This is a genomic window from Tsukamurella asaccharolytica, from assembly GCF_007858435.1.
Taxonomy (GTDB): Bacteria; Actinomycetota; Actinomycetes; order Mycobacteriales; family Mycobacteriaceae; genus Tsukamurella; species Tsukamurella asaccharolytica.
Map to the genome: position 1 here is coordinate 449,726 of NZ_VIGW01000001.1, position 12,616 is coordinate 462,341.

Consider the following 12,616-nt stretch of genomic DNA (forward strand, 5'->3'; position numbering starts at 1 on the left):
CGTTTTCGCGACGCACTACCGCTTCTTGCGGAGCTGTTCCTCGAGCGCGGCCATGTCGATGCCCTCGAGGCCGGGGGGCAGCCGGTCGAGGCCCTTGGGCATGCTCGACAGGTCCATCCCGGCAGGCATGCCGGGCATGCCCGGGAAACCGGCGCCCATCTTGGGCGCCGCAGGTCCGCTCTGCCGGGCCCGATTGTTCTTCTTGCCCTGCTTGCCCTTCTGCTTGCGCTTGGACAGCCGCTTGGGGGCGCCGCCGCCGAAGCCGGCCATCTGCGACATCATCTTCCGCGCCTCGAAGAACCGATCCACGAGCTGGTTCACGTCGGTGACGGTGACGCCGGAGCCCTTCGCGATGCGCAGGCGGCGCGAGGCGTTGATGATCTTGGGATCGTTGCGCTCGGCCGGGGTCATGCCACGGATGATCGCCTGGATCCGGTCGAGCTGGCTGTCGTCGACCGCGGCGAGGGCGTCCTTCATCTGGCCCGCGCCGGGGAGCATGCCCAGCAGGTTCCCGATGGGACCCATCTTGCGGATCATCAGCATCTGGTCGAGGAAGTCCTCCAGGGTCAGCTCGCCGGAGGTGATCTTGGCGGCCGCCTCCTCCGCCTTCTGCTGGTCCATGTGGTGCTCGGCCTGCTCGATGAGCGAGAGCACGTCGCCCATGCCGAGGATCCGCGAGCTCATGCGGTCCGGGTGGAAGACGTCGAAGTCGTCGAGCTTCTCGCCGGTCGACGCGAAGAGGATCGGCTTACCGGTGATCTCGCGAACCGAGAGCGCCGCGCCGCCGCGGGCGTCGCCGTCGAGCTTGGTGAGCACTACGCCGGTGAAGTCGACACCGTCGGCGAAGGCCTGCGCGGTGGTCACCGCGTCCTGGCCGATCATGGCGTCGAGGACGAACAGCACCTCGTCGGGGTCCACGGCGTCGCGGATCGCCCGGGCCTGGCCCATGAGCTCCTCATCGATACCGAGGCGGCCGGCGGTGTCGACGATGACCACGTCGTGCTGCTTGGACCTCGCCTCGGCGATGCCCCCGCGCGCGACCTCGACGGGGTCGGCGGCGCTCACGCCGAGGGCGCCCTCGCCCCCGACGGAGGTACCGGGATGCGGCGCATAGGTGAGTACGCCGGCCCGCTCGCCGACGATCTTGAGCTGGTCGACGGCGCCCGGCCGCTGCAGATCGCAGGCCACGAGCATGGGCGTGTGGCCCTGCTTCTTGAGGAAGTTCGCGAGCTTGCCGGCCAGCGTGGTCTTGCCGGCGCCCTGCAGGCCCGCGAGCATGATCACGGTCGGCGGGGTCTTCGCCAGGTTGAGCCGACGCGTCTCGCCACCGAGGATGCCGACGAGTTCCTCGTTGACGATTTTGACGATCTGCTGCGCCGGGTTGAGCGCGGCCGAGACCTCGTGGCCCTTGGCCCGCTCCTTGACGCGCGCGACGAAGGCCCGCACCACGGGCAGCGCGACGTCGGCCTCGAGCAGCGCCAGCCTGATCTCGCGGGCCGTCGAGTCGATGTCGGCGTCGGTGAGCCGGCCCTTGCCGCGCAGGTCCTTGAGCGCGCCTGTGAGCCGATCGGAGAGGGATTCGAACATTGCTCCAGACTATCGGGTCTGCTCGTCCTCCGGTGGCGCAGGCGGCGCCGCCTCCGGTAGGACGGCGATGACCGCCCGCTCCGCGTCGGCCCGCACGACCGCCTCGTCGCCCGGCACCGCCAGGCAGAAGACGTCGACGGCGGTCGCTCCGAGCGTGGCGAGCTTGGCCCACCGGACGTCGAGTCCGGCGTCGTCGAGGGCCCCCGCGATCCGAGCCAGCAGGCCCGGGGTGTCGCCGGAGCGGACCTCGAGGACGACGGTGCCGGGCGCGCCGTCGAACCAGCGCAGCCGGGGCGGCGCCGCAACCCGCAATGGCGGCGCTGCCACGCCCCCGTCGGCCGGGGCCGCCGCGGCATGCTCGCGGCGACGGAGCTCGGCGAGCACGTCGGCTCCGTCCAGGGCTGCGAGCAGCCGCTGCCGGACGAGCGCGGGATCGGGCGGATCGCCGAAGGTCGGGACCACGACGAACGTGTTGACGGCGGACTCCCCGACGGCGCCGACGGTGGCGCTCTGCACCCGCAGGCCCGCCAGCGCGAGCACCGCCGCCATCCGCGCCAGGACGCCCCGCCGGTCGGGCCCGACGACGGCGACGGTGAAGGTGTGCGGCCCCAGCGCGGGCGCCGGCGTGATCCGCACGTGCGTCCCGCCCGCGGCCGCGAGCGCCGCGATCTCCTCGGACACGGGTCCGGGTTGCGGCGCCGGCTCGCCGTCCAGCACGCGGTGGGTGCGCCGGACGAGCTCGCCGATGAGCCGGGATTTCCAGTCGCCCCACACGCCCGGCCCCGTGGCGAGCGAATCGGCCTCGGCGAGGGCGTGCAGCAGCTCCAACAGCACCGCGTCGTGGCCGATCTTCTCCGCGACCATCTCGATGGTCGCGGGATCGTCGAGGTCGCGACGGGTGGCGACGGCGGGCAGCAGCAGGTGGTGCCGCACCATCGCGGCGAGCAGCGCGGTATCGGATCCGGAGAGGCCGAGACGGGCGGCGATGGCCTCGGCGAGCTCGGCGCCGATCACGCTGTGGTCGCCGCCGCGGCCCTTGCCCAGGTCGTGCAGCAGCGCGCCGAGCACGAGCAGATCGGGCCGGGCGACGTCGGTGGCGCGGCCCGCGGCGTGCGCGGCCGTCTCCACGAGGTGCCGGTCGACGGTCCACGTGTGCACCGCGTCGCGCGGCGGCAGGTCGCGCACGGCGCCCCACTCGGGCAGCAGGCGGCCCCAGAGGCCGGTGCGGTCGAGGGCCTCGATGACGGGCACGGCGCCCCGCCCCGCGCCGAGCAGCGCGAGCAGGTCGGCGACGGTCTCCGCGGGCCAGGGGCTGCGCGGGGCGGGTGCGACCTCCGCCAGGCGCGCCAGGGTGGACGCCGACATGGGCAGCCCCGAGGCGGCGGCCGCGGCGGCGACGCGGATCGTCAGGCCCGCGTCGCGGTCGGGCCGTGCGTCGCGGGCAAGGGTGACCTCGCCGCCGTGCTCGACTACTCCCTCCGCGAGTGGCCTCCGGACGGGCGGGCGGCGCAGCCGGGAGAAGCCGCGGCGCGGCAGGGCGTTCTGGGCGGTGCGGATGCCCACGTCCACGGCGTACGCCACGGTGCGGCCGCTGTCGCTGATGGTGCGGGCGAGGTCGAACCGGTCGCCGAGCCGCAACGCGGCCCCGATCTCGTCGGCCTCCTGCGCCCGCACCTGGTCGCGGGCGCGGCCCGCGATGCGGTGCAGCTCGGTGCGCACGTCCAGGAGCCGCGCGTACGCGGCGGCCAGGTCGTTGCCGGTAGTGCCGCTCGGGGCGGCCGACGGGGTCGGGATGCCGTCCGTGAGCTGAGCCAGCGAGAGGGCCTGGAGCAACTGCACGTCGCGCATGCCGCCCCGTCCGTTCTTGAGATCCGGCTCGGCGCGATGGGCTATCTCCCCCGAGCGGCGCCACCGCTCGCGGGCCTGGTCGACGAGGTCGTCGACGCGGGAGCGAATATCAGCACGCCACTGCTGGCGCACGCCGGTGATGAGGAGATTGGTGATCTCTTCATCACCGACGATGTGCCGGGCGTCGAGGAGACCGAGAGCGGCAGTGAGGTCGGACCGGGCGACGCGGACCGCCTCGGGAACCGTGCGGACGCTGTGGTCGAGCTTGATGTGCGCGTCCCAGAGCGGATACCAGATGTTCTCGGCCACCGCGGCCACGTGGGCCGGGTCGAGCCCGTCGTCGTGCACGAGGAGGAGATCGAAGTCGCTGTGGGGCAGCAACTCTCGCCTCCCCAGCCCGCCGACTGCAACGAGGGCCAGCCCGCTGTCCGGGCCGATGCCGGCTGCGGAGCCGTGGGTCGTGAGCCACACCTCCGCCAGGTCGGCGAGGGCGCCGCGCAGGGCCGCGGGGTCGAGGCGGTGCTGCCCCGCCGCGCGGTCGAGCAGGCGGGCGCGGGCGGCGACCAGCTCTGACGCGCCGACCTGCCCCCCGCCCCCGCTCGGCCCGCCGCTCCCGACCGGGCCGCCTTCGGCGCCCCGCGCGATCGACCTCTCCGGCACCGTCATCGGCGTTCCTACAGGGCCTCGTTGCCGCGCTCGCCGGTGCGCACGCGCACGACGGCCTCGACGGGGGTGACCCAGACCTTGCCGTCGCCGATCTTGCCGGTGCGGGCGCCCTCGACGATCACGTCGACCACGCTGTCCACGACGGCGTCGTCGACGACCACCTCGATGCGGACCTTCGGTACGAAGTCCACGGAGTACTCGGCGCCGCGGTACACCTCGGTGTGCCCCTTCTGCCGGCCGTAGCCCTGCACCTCACTGACGGTCATGCCGAGGATCCCGGCCTGCTCGAGGCCCGCCTTCACGTCCTCGAGCGTGAAGGGCTTGACGATCGCGGTGACCAGCTTCATAAGATTTTCCTTCGCTTGAGTCGGTTGTGATTGAGCTTAGTTCCGGTCGCCTCAGACCAGGTCGTAAGCCGTCTCAGCGTGCTCGGAGTTGTCGATGCCGTCGGCCTCGTCCTCCTTGTCGATGCGCCAGCCGAGCGGCTTGAGCGCGAGGGCGATGACCGCGGTGAGAACCGCGGTGAAGGCCAGGGCGACCGCAGCGATGACGATCTGGACCACCAACTGCTTGTAGTCGCCTCCGTAGAACAGGCCGGTGTCCTTGGCGAGGAAGCCCAGCGCGACGGTGCCGATCAGGCCGGCCACCAGGTGCACGCCCACCACGTCGAGCGAGTCGTCGAAGCCGAACTTGGACTTCAGCCCCACAGCGAAGGCGGCGGCGGCGCCGGCCACGATGCCCAGGATGATCGCGCCCACGGGGGTCACGTTCGCGCAGGCCGGGGTGATGGCGACGAGGCCCGCGACCACGCCCGACGCGGCACCCACCGTGGTGGCGTGGCCGTCGCGGAACTTCTCCACCGCGAGCCAGGCGAGCATCGCGGCGGCGGTGGCGGCGGTCGTGTTGACCCAGGCCAGGCCCGCAGTGGCGTTGGCCCCGAGTGCCGAACCGGCGTTGAAGCCGAACCAGCCGAACCACAGCAGCGCAGCGCCCAGCATCACGAACGGGATGTTGTGCGGACGGTAGGCCTGCTTGCCGAAGCCGAGGCGCTTGCCGACGATGATCGCCAGCACGAGGCCCGCGATACCGGCGTTGATGTGAACCACGGTGCCGCCGGCGAAGTCGATGGGCGCCACGGTGGCGTGGCCGTCTGTGGTGCCGAACATCTTCGCGGCGATGCCGCCCTCCGCGCCCGACAGCAGGCCGCCGCCCCACACCATGTGGGCGAGCGGCAGGTACACGATGGTCGTCCAGATACCGGTGAACAGCAGCCACGTCCCGAACTTCACGCGCTCGGCGAGCGCGCCCGAGATCAGCGCGACGGTGATCACCGCGAAGGTCAGCTGGAAACCGGCGAAGACGATCGCGGGGAGGCCGCTGCCCGCCGCGTTGAGCACCACCAGGGTGTCCTCGCCCGACGTCTTCGTCTCCGTCAGTTGGTCGAGGCCGAAGTACGTGAACGGGTTGTCGAACAGGCCGAGGTAGTTGCCCTCGCCGGAGAACGACATCGAGTAGCCCCACAGCACGTAGATCACGGAGACCACACCGAGCGAGCCGATCGACATCATCATCATGTTGAGAACGCTCTTCTGGCGGGAGAGACCGCCGTAGAAGAACGCCAGAGCGGGTGTCATCAGCAGCACCAACGCCGCGGACGTCAGCATCCACGCGGTGGTGCCGGAATCCACCTTGCCGAACAGTTCGTCGGGCACAGAAGCCAAGAGCACGGGAAACCTCCTCGGGGCGCGCCGCCGTTGCGGCGCGAGTGAGAACAGCTTCTGCGGCTGTGGTTTCCCGGTGGAGGCGCTCGTGTTGCCCGTATGTAACCGGTCAGCCCTTCATCGAGGCCTTCGGTTACGCCCGTGTTTCGGCGGCGCCGGAGATTCCTATCCGAGAAGGGCGTCGACGAAGGCGGCCGGCTCGAACGGCGCGAGGTCGTCGGCGCCCTCACCGAGGCCGACGAGCTTCACCGGCACGCCCAGTTCGTGCTGCACCGCGTAGACGATGCCGCCCTTGGCGGTGCCGTCGAGCTTGGTGAGGACGACCCCCGTGATGTCCACGACCTCGGCGAAGACCTTCGCCTGCGCGAGGCCGTTCTGGCCGATGGTCGCGTCGAGGACGAGGAGCACCTCGTCGACCTTGGCCTTCTTCTCCACCACGCGCTTGACCTTGTCCAGCTCGTCCATGAGCCCGGTCTTGGTGTGCAGGCGGCCGGCGGTGTCGATGAGCACCACGTCCACGCCCTCCGCGGTGCCCTTGGCGACGGCGTCGAAGGCCACGGCGGCGGGGTCGGCGCCCTCCTTGCCGCGCACGACCTCGGCGCCCACGCGCTCGCCCCACGTCTGCAGCTGGTCGGCGGCCGCGGCGCGGAAGGTGTCGGCGGCGCCGAGCAGCACGCGCCGCCCGTCGGCGACCAGCACGCGCGCCAGCTTGCCCGTGGTGGTGGTCTTGCCCGTGCCGTTGACACCCACCACCAGCAGCACCGACGGTGCGCCGGCGTGCGGCAGGGCCCTGATGCTGCGGTCGTACTCGGGATGCAGCTCCTCGATCAGCACCTGACGCAGCAGGGCACGCGCCTCGGCGGCGCTGGAGACGCCCTGGGCGGCGATCCGGTCGCGCAGCTTCTCGACGACGGCCAGTGTCGTCGGCGTGCCGAGGTCGGCGAGGAGCAGCGTGTCCTCGATCTCCTCCCACGACTCCTCGTCGAGGTCGCCCGCGCCGAGCAGGCCGAGCAGCGACGCACCGACCGTCGACTGGGAGCGCGCAAGCCGGCCCTTGAGCCGGTCCAGGCGGCCCGCCGTCGGGGCGATCTCGTCCAACTGCGGGGCCGGGGCCGACGGTGCCGCCTCCACTGCAGGAGCCTCGACCTCGGCGGGCGCCACCGGCGCACCGGGCTCGGCCGGCGCCACCGGCGCACCGGGCTCGGCCGGCGCGGTCGTCGCGGCATCGGCCGCCGGAGCCTCGGACGCGGTGGGCGTCTCGGTGTGGGTGGCGGGCGCGTCCTCGATCAGCTCGATCTCGGTCGGCGCCTCCGGGGCGACGTTCGCAATACCGGGGTCGATGTCCTCGGCCTCGGCGAGGCGCGCGTCCGCCTGCGCCTGCGCGGCCTCGGCGGCCTCCTGCTCGCGCGACTCCTGCAGGTCCTTGAGCGAGACCTTCTGTTCCCGATCCGGCGCGGGCGGCGTCGTCGTCGGCGTCTTCGGCGCGGGCGGCGTCTTCGGCGCGGGCGGCGTCTTCGGCGCGGGCGGCGCCGTCGGGACCAGCGGCACGGGCTCGGCTTCGCGCGTGCCCTCACTGAAGGTGAAGCCTCCACCGGCCTTGTACCCGCCCGACTTGTCGAGGCTCTTGGGCTCCGTCGTCTCGTCGTCCTTCAGGGAGACGCGGCGCCGCTTGTTGAGGTAGAAGCCGGTCACCAGCGCCGCCAGCACGACGAGGATGGCGACGACGGCGATGATGATGGCGATGGCCGATGTACTCACGCCTCGACTGTAGTCAACGCCCGCTCAGCGCCGGGCCGAGGATGCGGGCACGGTCCCGACTGGGTGGACGACGACGAGGCCCGGCGGCGCCGGTCCTCGCTGCGGTGGAAATCACGTAACCCGGATCGCAGTGATCGCAACCCTTCGTGTGCCGTACGACCGCAACTAGCGTTCAGCTTCCATCGGGCTCCTCACCTCCTGAAGAAAGCGAGATCGCCGTCATGAGCACCACCTTCTCCCGCCGCGCCGTCATCGTCGCCGCGGCCGCGGCCACCGCAGCGGCGGCCACTGTCGTCGCCACGCCGGCCGCGAACGCCGAGACCCTGACGGGCACGTTCTCGATCGGCTCAGGCTCGTACTTCCGGATGATCCTGCCGAGCGGGTCCGCCTCGGGCCCCTTCCTCGCGAACGGCAACTCGACCAACTCGGATAAGACCATCACCCCGCTGTCCGGCTCGCTGACCTCCGGCTCCTACCAGGGCCAGGTCACCTCGCCGCGCACCTTCTTCGGCTCCGACTTCGTGACCTCCACGAAGGCGACCGACCCGCAGACCGGATCCGCCACCTCGGTCCCGACCATCACCCGCAACGGCTCGTCGCTGTCCGGCGACCTGTCGGCCTTCGGCGTCGCCTGGAACGGCCAGGTCTTCAACCAGGGCGCCCCGAAGCCCGGCGGCGGACTCCCGGGCAAGACCAGCCGCGTGACCGGCACGATCAACGGCTCCAGCTACTCGATCACGTGGACCAGCCAGATCGTGGGCGGACCGTTCAACAACTTCACCGGCCTGTGGCATCTCACCGGCACGTACAGCAAGTAGCCGCGCCCGGCGCGGCGGTACTGCTCGGGGGCGTCCCCCGGCTGCGCGCCGTCGCGCCCCCGCGCACGGCGGCGACTCCGGCTACCCGACGGTGGCCCGCCTGGTTCCTCCTCGTCGCGGGCATCGCCCTCGCGCTCGGCTCCGTCGCCGGCGGCCTCCCCACCACGACGGCCGGCGCAACGAAGATGCTCGACGCCTTCGCGCCGCACCTGACCGCGGAATCCCTGGACCGCCTCGACGGGGACGTCGACGCGATCGCCCGGTTCGGCGCTGCCACCCGCGCGGAGGCCGCGGCCGGGCGGCTCGCGGCGGCGCCGCGCACCGTCGACTACGCGAACCGGTCGGCCGACGTCGAGGCGAACGCGCGGGACCTGCTCGCGGCGGCCCGTGCCGCGCAGCCCGACGTCGACGCTCTGTCCCGCGTCCGCGGCCTCGGCACGCTCCCTCAGTTGCTCCTCCTGATCGGGATCGGGCTGGCCGTGGCGGGGGCGGTTCTGCTCCGCGCCCGGTCGGCCGCGCCACGCCGGTGGGCGACCGTCGCGGCGGCCCTGTGCGCCATCACGCTCGTGGTCCACCCGTTCGCCTCCGGCCTGCTCGACGGGGCCCGGTCCGCGGGCCGGGTGGTCGACCGGTTCGCGCCGATCATGACCGAGCAGCAGGTGGTGCGGCTGCAGCACGACTTCCTCTCCCTGGTCGGCGCGGTCGGCGAGATCGACCGCGGCGCGACGGTCCGCCGCACCCCGGAGATCCGCGCGTTCACCGCCTCCTGGCAGACGGTGTCGTCCGATCTCGCCTCGCTCACCGGAGCGATCAACGACAACCTGCCCGAATACCGGCGCCTTGCCTCGGCGAACGCCGCGCTGCCCGTCCCGGGTGGCACCTTCGCAGCCCTGCCCTGGGCGGAGCTCGTCCTGGGGCTCGCCGTCGGGGGCGCTGTCCTCGGGACCCGACGAAAGGCCCTGCTGTGATCCCCCGCTCCACCCATCGCCCGCGGGCGCGCCGGCCGCTGGCGCTCGCCCTCGTCGCCCTGGCCGCGGCGACCTCCGCCGCCTGTAGCACGGCGGCGCCGTCGCAACCCGAGACCACCGAGCAGCTCGTCGGGCTGTTCCGGTTCACCCCCGGCGGATTCGCCGACGGGAAGCCGACGGGCACCTATTTCAAGATGGCGATCGTCGGCGGCACCGCGGACGGCCCGTTCGTCAACAACGCCAATTCGCCGATCGACGAGGGTCGCGTCACCGCCCTGAAGCCGGGTACCGCGGGCGGGCTCCGCACCGGCGCCTACCAATCCGCGGCGAAGCCAGGATTCCGCAACGGTGATTCGCTGTCCGGTTCGGTGATCACGCCGACGAAGTTCTTCGACGTGCTGTTCGGCATCTCCACGAACGCCGTCGATCCGCAGACCCGCGCGGCGCTGCCCGCGCCGTCGGTGACCCGCACCGGGGCGAAGCTCACGGCGGACGTCTCCGCGTGGGCGGCATCGTGGAACAACCAGGAGTTCAACCAGGGTGCGCCGAAGCCGGTGCCCCGCACGGACGCCGCCGCGGCGGGCCAGGAGCAGGTCGGGAAGGCCTGGGACGTCGTCTCGCAGCGCTGGCTCGCGCAGCCCGCTGCGGCCAAGGCCACCGGCCCGACCGCGACCGGCACGTTCGATCCGGCGACGCGGCGCTTCACCCTCGACTGGACCAGCCACATCGAGGGCGGCCCGTTCAACGACTTCACCGGCGTCTGGCACCTGGAGGGCGTCTTCGAACCGGGGCTACCGCCCTCCGCCGGCGCATCCGCTCCCCCGTCCACCGCACCGAAGAAGGCACCATGACCCGGATTCCGCCCGCACTCGCACGTACCGCCGTCGCCGCCGCACTCGCGGTGACCGTCCCCGTCGCGGGCGCCGCGACGGCGGCTCCCACGCCGAAGCCGGCACCGTCTCCGAGTAGTTCCTCCGCCGCGCTGTCGGCGGTCAAGCCGACCGCGGCGACGCCGTCGGCGACCACGCCCAGCGGGGCGACGACATCTGCGGCGAAGCCCGGCGGGGCGGCGTCCACCGTCGCGCCCGGGGTGAACCCGGCCGATATCCAGTGCCCGCTCGGCTGGCCCAAGCCGCGGGAGAAGGGCGGTCTCGCGTCGCTGATCCTGCTGGCGCCCGCCGCCGGTGCGTTCACCGACGAGGCCTTCGCGGCCGGCCAGGCCTACGACCCGATCCTCAGCCTGTTCGGCCCCTTCCTGGCCGCGATCAAGCCGGTCATCGAGCAGTCGCAGCCCGCGCTCGCCGGCCCCGTGAGCGCGCTCAACGCGGCCGAGCAGGCCGTCTACGACGCGATCAAGCCCGTGTACGCCCAGTACCGGCCCCGGGTGATCGAGGCGCTGGCCAAGGCCGGCGACGACGTCGCCCCGGCGCTGCAGGAGCTCGCCGCCACCCCGGCCGCCGCGTGCCTCGTCGCGTGGGAGGACCAGGTGCTCATCGGACTGCAGACCGGGAAGTGGTCGCCGATTGCCACCGGCGGCCTCGCGGCGCTCGGCGAGCTCGCCGCCAGCGGCAAGGGCGGCAAGCCCGTCTCCACGAAGCCCTCCGGCACCGCCATCGCTGCGACGCCGCGGTGATCGCACTCTCCGGGGTCACCGTCCGCTACGGCACGACGGTGGCCGTCGAAGACGTGACGTTCACGGCACCGTCGGGCGAGGTCACGGGACTGATCGGCCCGAACGGCGCCGGGAAGTCGACCACCCTGCGCCTCATCGCCGGCCTGGAAACCCCGACCTCCGGCACGGTCCAGATCGACGGCCTCCGGTACGACGAGCTGCCCAACCCGGGCGCGACCATCGGGGTCTTGCTCGACGCGGAGTGGGCCGCGCCGTCGCGGACGGCTCGCGAACACCTGCGCTGGATGGCTGCCGCGATCGGGCTGCCGGACGCGCGCGTCGACGCCGCACTCGAGCTCGTCGGACTGCAGCGGGTCGCCGATCGCCCCGTCGGCGGATTCTCGCTCGGGATGCGGCAGCGGCTCGCGATCGCCGGCTCCGTGCTCGGCGACCCACCGGTGATCGTCCTCGACGAGCCCGTCAACGGGCTCGATCCCGAGGCGATCGCCTGGATCCGCCGCACTCTCCGCGCGCTCGCCGACGAGGGCCGCACGGTGCTGTTGTCCTCGCACCTGCTCAGCGAGCTGGAACAGACGGCCGATCGCATCGTCGCCCTGCACGAGGGGCGCGTCGTCGCGGATGCCCCGCTGGCCGAGTTGGTCGAACCCGCGGCGCCGGGCCGGTCCGGGCTCGAGGCGCTGTACTTCCGGCTCACGGGCGACGCCGACACAGGTGCGGCACCGTCCGCGCCGGAAGTCCCGAAGCCGCGGTCCGTCGGGCGCAGGTCGGTGACGGCCGAGGCGCGGAAGGCGGTGACCTCCCGTGGTTTCCGGGCCGCGCTCGGCGGTGCTGCGGCGGTCGCGCTCGCGGCGGCCGTCGTCGTCGGCGTCTTCGCGCCGGTCTTCCGCGGCGCCACGGTGACCACGGCGGCGTACGGCTTCGCCCTCGTCGGCGGCGCGCTCATCGCGGTGGCCGGGGCGCTGCTCATCGGGCTCGACCGCGATCACGGGACGCTCGCGCTGACCCGCATCCTGATCCCGCGACCGGTTGTCGGGTACGGCGCGAAGGCCGTGGTCGCCGCGGTGGCCGGCGCCGGCGTGGGACTCGCGGGCGCGGCGGCGGCGATCGTCGTCGGGCTGGTCACGGGCCTGTCCTCGCCCGCCGCCGAGGTCCTGCGGCTGCTCTCAACGGCGCCCGTCGCGGGCGCCCTGCTCGCGCTCCTGGGGCTCGCCGTGGGCCACCTGACGTCGTCGACGACCGCCGCCGTCGGCACCGTCCTGGGCTGGTGGTTCCTCGTGGAGGCGATCGCGGTGCCCGCGTTGCCCTTCGGGCGGTCGTTGGCGGCATGGCTCCCGGCGACGAGCGCGCAGCTCGCGACGATCGGCGTACCCGCCAACACCGCGACCTGGTCGCCCTCGGTGTCGCTGGCGATCCTCGCAGCGTGGACCGCCGTCGCGTCCCTCGCGGCGCTCGCGGCGACGCGACACCGGACCGGGACCGCCTGATAGCGTCACGCTCGAGTCGGACACAGGGAACCCGGTGGGAATCCGGGACTGGCGCGCAACGGTGTGAGGCGGCGATCCGCGGCCTCGAGTCCGATACCGGCCGACTCGCAGCTGTCCACCTCCGCCCCCGCGC

General features: G+C 72.9%; 10 protein-coding genes and 1 riboswitch. Of the genes, 5 read left to right on the forward strand and 5 right to left on the reverse strand.

Going from position 1 to position 12,616, the window contains the following annotated elements; all coding sequences use genetic code 11:
• Nucleotides 1–15: 15 nt before the first annotated feature.
• The 5 genes from ffh to ftsY form a co-directional block, all read right to left on the reverse strand.
• Nucleotides 16–1,587 (reverse strand): signal recognition particle protein, encoded by a 1,572-nt coding sequence (gene ffh / locus FK529_RS02115; protein WP_146559122.1) that lies wholly within the window; start codon nucleotides 1,585–1,587, stop codon nucleotides 16–18.
• 9 nt (nucleotides 1,588–1,596) lie between these two features.
• Nucleotides 1,597–4,101 (reverse strand): [protein-PII] uridylyltransferase, encoded by a 2,505-nt coding sequence (locus FK529_RS02120; protein ID WP_146559124.1) that lies wholly within the window; start codon nucleotides 4,099–4,101, stop codon nucleotides 1,597–1,599.
• Nucleotides 4,102–4,109: 8 nt separating this feature from the next.
• Nucleotides 4,110–4,448 carry a P-II family nitrogen regulator gene (locus tag FK529_RS02125; RefSeq protein WP_146559126.1) on the reverse strand — a complete coding sequence of 113 codons (339 nt, stop codon included), beginning with the start codon at nucleotides 4,446–4,448 and terminating at the stop codon, nucleotides 4,110–4,112.
• A gap of 51 nt (nucleotides 4,449–4,499) precedes the next feature.
• Nucleotides 4,500–5,765, reverse strand: a complete 1,266-nt coding sequence (locus tag FK529_RS02130; RefSeq protein ID WP_166436367.1) for an ammonium transporter — start codon at nucleotides 5,763–5,765, stop codon at nucleotides 4,500–4,502.
• Between the two features lie 222 nt (nucleotides 5,766–5,987).
• On the reverse strand, nucleotides 5,988–7,580 hold the full coding sequence (gene ftsY / locus FK529_RS02135) for a signal recognition particle-docking protein FtsY (protein WP_146559130.1): 1,593 nt from the start codon (nucleotides 7,578–7,580) through the stop codon (nucleotides 5,988–5,990).
• 221 nt (nucleotides 7,581–7,801) lie between these two features.
• Here ftsY and FK529_RS02140 point away from each other — a divergent pair, with 221 nt between their 5' ends.
• From FK529_RS02140 to FK529_RS20435, 5 genes are read left to right on the forward strand one after another with little or no spacing between them, the layout of a single operon-like run.
• Complete coding sequence (locus tag FK529_RS02140) at nucleotides 7,802–8,398, forward strand: hypothetical protein (RefSeq protein WP_146559132.1); 597 nt, start codon at nucleotides 7,802–7,804, stop codon at nucleotides 8,396–8,398.
• Nucleotides 8,368–9,366 carry a hypothetical protein gene (locus FK529_RS02145; RefSeq protein WP_146559134.1) on the forward strand — a complete coding sequence of 333 codons (999 nt, stop codon included), beginning with the start codon at nucleotides 8,368–8,370 and terminating at the stop codon, nucleotides 9,364–9,366. The genes FK529_RS02140 and FK529_RS02145 overlap by 31 nt, the downstream gene beginning before the upstream one ends.
• A complete protein-coding gene (locus tag FK529_RS02150) occupies nucleotides 9,363–10,217 on the forward strand; it encodes a hypothetical protein (RefSeq protein ID WP_231702878.1) in 855 nt (284 codons plus the stop codon). The genes FK529_RS02145 and FK529_RS02150 overlap by 4 nt, the downstream gene beginning before the upstream one ends.
• Nucleotides 10,214–10,999: a hypothetical protein gene (locus tag FK529_RS02155; RefSeq protein WP_146559136.1), complete on the forward strand. Its 786-nt coding sequence runs from the start codon at nucleotides 10,214–10,216 to the stop codon at nucleotides 10,997–10,999. Before FK529_RS02150 ends, FK529_RS02155 begins: the two co-directional genes overlap by 4 nt.
• A complete protein-coding gene (locus FK529_RS20435) occupies nucleotides 10,996–12,483 on the forward strand; it encodes an ABC transporter ATP-binding protein (protein ID WP_158635020.1) in 1,488 nt (495 codons plus the stop codon). The genes FK529_RS02155 and FK529_RS20435 overlap by 4 nt, the downstream gene beginning before the upstream one ends.
• 1 nt (nucleotide 12,484) lies before the next feature.
• Nucleotides 12,485–12,602, forward strand: a riboswitch (cobalamin riboswitch).
• Nucleotides 12,603–12,616 lie beyond the last annotated feature (14 nt).

What these genes read in the sequence shown, in the direction of transcription:
- ffh (WP_146559122.1), bottom strand. Translation starts at nt 1,587, where the DNA reads ATGTTCGAATCCCTCTCCGATCGGCTCACAGGCGCGCTCAAGGACCTG.
- FK529_RS02120 (WP_146559124.1), bottom strand. Translation starts at nt 4,101, where the DNA reads ATGACGGTGCCGGAGAGGTCGATCGCGCGGGGCGCCGAAGGCGGCCCG.
- FK529_RS02125 (WP_146559126.1), bottom strand. Translation starts at nt 4,448, where the DNA reads ATGAAGCTGGTCACCGCGATCGTCAAGCCCTTCACGCTCGAGGACGTG.
- FK529_RS02130 (WP_166436367.1), bottom strand. Translation starts at nt 5,765, where the DNA reads ATGCTGACGTCCGCGGCGTTGGTGCTGCTGATGACACCCGCTCTGGCG.
- FK529_RS02140 (WP_146559132.1), top strand. Translation starts at nt 7,802, where the DNA reads ATGAGCACCACCTTCTCCCGCCGCGCCGTCATCGTCGCCGCGGCCGCG.
- FK529_RS02155 (WP_146559136.1), top strand. Translation starts at nt 10,214, where the DNA reads ATGACCCGGATTCCGCCCGCACTCGCACGTACCGCCGTCGCCGCCGCA.